Annotated in this window: 3 protein-coding genes; 2 read left to right on the forward strand and 1 reads right to left on the reverse strand. The window is 68.2% G+C overall.

Annotated features, from left to right (window positions below):
- Positions 1 to 158: 158 nt before the first annotated feature.
- A complete protein-coding gene (locus ABZ810_RS47565; RefSeq protein WP_358415457.1) occupies positions 159 to 1,964 on the forward strand; it encodes a thiamine pyrophosphate-requiring protein in 1,806 nt (601 codons plus the stop codon).
- A 133-nt stretch (positions 1,965 to 2,097) separates the two neighbouring features.
- Positions 2,098 to 2,742 (forward strand): hypothetical protein, encoded by a 645-nt coding sequence (locus ABZ810_RS47570; RefSeq protein ID WP_358415460.1) that lies wholly within the window; start codon positions 2,098 to 2,100, stop codon positions 2,740 to 2,742.
- A gap of 63 nt (positions 2,743 to 2,805) precedes the next feature.
- On the opposite strand, the gene ABZ810_RS47575 is transcribed toward ABZ810_RS47570, so the two are convergent.
- A complete protein-coding gene (locus tag ABZ810_RS47575) occupies positions 2,806 to 3,447 on the reverse strand; it encodes a diguanylate cyclase (protein ID WP_358415463.1) in 642 nt (213 codons plus the stop codon).
- Positions 3,448 to 3,936 lie beyond the last annotated feature (489 nt).

Below are 3,936 nucleotides of genomic sequence, written 5' to 3' on the forward strand. Positions count from 1 at the left end.
CTGAACGCCTTCGAGATCGCCTTCGAAGGCCGCCTGGCCGCCGCACGCAAGTAGAACCATCAAGATCGAGTTACACCGTTATCTTGACGGACCCGCGGGTGGCCGCCTCACCGGCGGTTGCGTGAATGAGGCTGTGAGGAGTGCGAAGGAGGTCGCTCATGACGTCCAAGACCGTCGGTGACTACCTGCTGGCGAGGTTGCGCGAATGGGGAGTCGAGAAGGTGTTCGGCTACCCAGGGGACGGCATCAACGGGCTGCTGGCGGCGTGGGGCCGGGCTGAGGATCAGCCGCAGTTCGTGCAGGCCCGGCATGAGGAGATGAGCGCGTTCGAGGCGGTCGGCTATGCCAAGTTCACCGGGCGGGTCGGGGTGTGCGCGGCGACGTCGGGGCCGGGTGGGATCCACCTCCTGAACGGGTTGTACGACGCCAAGCTGGACCACGTTCCGGTGGTGGCGATCGTGGGCCAGACCAACCGCAGTGCGATGGGCGGCTCGTACCAGCAAGAGATCGACATGCTGTCGCTGTACAAGGACGTCGCCAGTGACTACGTGCAGATGGTGACCGTTCCCGAGCAGCTGCCCAACGTGATCGACCGGGCGATCCGGATCGCACTGGCCGAACAGGCCCCGACCGCGATCATCATCCCGGCCGACGTGCAGGAGCTGGAGTACTCCCCGCCCGGACACGAGTTCAAGATGGTCCCGTCCAGTCTCGGCATCGACTGGCCCGCCGTCTCGGCCGACGACGAGGCGATCCGGCGCGCGGCCGACGTCCTCAACTCCGGGTCCAAGGTCGCCATCCTGGCCGGTGCGGGTGCGCGCGGCGCCCGAGCCGAAGTGATGCAGGTCGCCGACCTGCTCGGCGCCGGTGTGGCCAAGGCGCTGCTCGGCAAGGACGTGCTGTCGGATGAGCTGCCCTACGTCACGGGGTCGATCGGTCTGCTGGGCACCCGGCCGAGCTACGAGATGATGAACGACTGCGACACGGTGCTCACGGTCGGTTCCAGCTTCCCGTACACCCAGTTCATGCCCGGACTGGACCAGGCCAGGGGCGTTCAGATCGACATCGATCCCAAGATGATCGGCATGCGCTACCCGTACGAGGTCAACCTGGTCGGCGATGCCGCGGCGACGCTGCGCGCCCTGATCCCGCTGCTGGAGCACAAGAGCGACCGGGGCTGGCGCGAGAAGATCGAGGCGAACGTCGCGCGGTGGTGGGAGACCGTGACGATGGAGGCCATGGTCGACGCCGACCCGATCAACCCGATGCGGCTCTTCCACGAAGCGTCCGAACGGCTGCCCGACAACACGATCCTGGCCGCCGACTCGGGATCGGCCGCCAACTGGTACGCCCGCAACCTGAGGTTCCGCGGCGACATGCGCGGCTCGCTGTCGGGCACGCTCGCGACCATGGGCCCGGGCGTCCCGTACGGCATCGGCGCCAAGTTCGGCCACCCCGACCGGCCGGTGGTCGTGTTCGAGGGCGACGGTGCGATGCAGATGAACGGGCTGGCCGAACTGCTCACCATCAAGCACTACTGGGAGCAGTGGCAGGACCCCCGGTTCGTGGTCGCGGTCCTGCACAACAACGACCTCAACCAGGTCACCTGGGAGATGCGCGCGATGCAGGGGGCGCCCAAGTTCCCGCAGTCCCAGACGCTGCCCGAATGCGACTACGCCGCGTTCGCCAGGAGCATCGGCCTCAACGCGATCACCGTGGAGAAGCCGGAGCAGATCGGCCCGGCGTGGGAGGCGGCGCTGGCCGCCGAGATCCCGACGGTCCTGGACGTGCGGGTCGATCCGAACGTCCCGCCGATCCCGCCGCACGCCTCGTTCGAGCAGATGAAGGCCACCGCCGAGTCGATCATCAAGGGCGACGAGGACCGCTGGGCCGTCATCAAGGAGGGCGTCAAGACCAAGGCTCAGGAGTTCCTCCCGCACCGCGGTGACAAGCCGGAGAGATGACCGGCCCGCTGGTCGACGCGTGCGAGGCGCGTGCCTACACGGTCCCGACCGACGGACCTGAGGCGGACGGCACGCTGGCGTGGGACTCCACCACGATGATCGTCGTGGAGGTCCACGCCGGTGGCGCGACAGGGTGGGCTGGACCTATGGTTCGGCCGCCTGCGCGTCGGTGATCAGCGACAAGCTCGCCGGTGTGGTGTGCGGACGCCCCGGCCCGGACGTCAGCGGAACGTGGGAGGCGATGGTGCGGGCGGTGCGCAACGACGGCCGCCCGGGGGCCGTCGGCTATGCGATCTCCGCGGTGGACGTGGCGTTGTGGGACCTCAAGGCGCGGCTGCTCGGCCTTCCGCTGCACCGGCTGCTGGGGGGCGACGTGCTCGACACGGGCCAGATCGATCAGCGTGTGGTCGAGTCCTTCCAGCGCGAGCGGTTCGCTCTCGGCCACCGCCGGCACGGCGTCCCCCGCCGCGGCCACGTCGTCGTAGCCGAGCACCGCCAGAGACTGGCAGGCGGGCACCTCGAACGACCTGATCTCGGCTCGCAGCACCGTGACCAGCGTGGACTCGCTCCCGACCAGAGCACGCGCGACATCGAAGCCGTTCTCGGGCAGCAGCGAATCCAGGTTGTAACCAGAGACCCGCCGCGGGATGTCGGGATACCGCGTGCGGATCAACGCCAGGCCGTCGTCACGCAGCGCCCGCAACCCCCGGTAGATCCCGTTCTCGCCCTGCTCATGCCACAGAAAACTCGTCTGTTCTCATGTCTCACAGCAGTCTGACAGGGAGGGCCTCACCGTCCACCCGGGCAGTGAGGTCACTCTCCAACGACATGAACCTGCCCTTCACCCCTTGGCGGCGTGCGCGAGTGGAGTCTCCCCAGTGCCGTCCGTCTGCGGCTCCGGCGCCTCCGGCCGGGCCCGCAGGGAGGGGTCGGCGCGCAGGCAGCGCAGCATCTCCTCGGCGTAGGGCAGCACCCCGAAAAGCCCCATCGCCCCAAGGAGCGCCGCCCGGCTCTTCCACGACAGCGGGTCACGGCGCTTGAACCTGATCCGGAAGTCAGGACGCTCCCCCACACCGACCAGAGCACGAGCCTGGTCCCAGTGAAGAACGGCCAGGAAACCCGTGGCCATCAGCGGGACGACCTCCAGGAGACTGTGGAAGTGCTGCTCGATCGGCGACACCTCGCGGCGCTCCTCCGCGTAGGAGACGTCCCAGTACGCGGTCGCGCTGTGCACCCCCAACGCGCCCGCACAGGTCGCCAACACCCCCGCGTTGACCTCACAGAACAGCCCCAACGCCACCGGAACCCCAGCCTCGGCCATCATCAGGGAATGGATCATCGACTCGCGAGCACCCGCGGTGTCCTCGATCCTGGTCTGCTTGTGCCGGTACCAGTCGGCCAGCCCCGCGCCCAGCCACAACGGCAGCACTCCCCCGATCAACCATCTGCGGGACGCCGTCTCCACGCCCAGCGACCGTTTCACGTCCCTGAGATGGGCAGACCTGTCGATCAGACCGCGAACGGTGGCGCGGTCAGGCCTCGTCAGATTCGTCAGCGCGTTCATGGAAACGGCGCTACCCCGCACAGGAGGGGATAGTCATTGGGTGCCCGTACGGCCGCTCGCGCTCTCGCTAACCGGCCCATGCTCAGCCGCTGACGGCAGTCAACAACACAGTGGTGGACCGTCTGATGCCGTTGTGGCCATGCGGCACTATCAGGACCTGCCTGTCGGGCAGCTGCGCCGGGCCTTCAGGTCGTCGCCGTGTTGCGTGATCACAAAAGGGGGGTATGGTCGGTTTTGAGGGCTAGGACGCAGCCCCCGGCCAGAGCGGCGTGTCGCTGGACCGCCGCGCGAGTTCTGAGTTCCCGGGGATCGGCATGACCAGGCCTGTGCCTTCACCCGCCACCGCCTCACCGGCCCGCGAACCTTCTGAGAGCCCTTCAGCCGCGGCTTCTCACCCAGGACCGCCGA

Origin of the sequence: Spirillospora sp. NPDC047279, from assembly GCF_040643285.1 — a bacterium.
Taxonomy (GTDB): Bacteria; Actinomycetota; Actinomycetes; order Streptosporangiales; family Streptosporangiaceae; genus Spirillospora.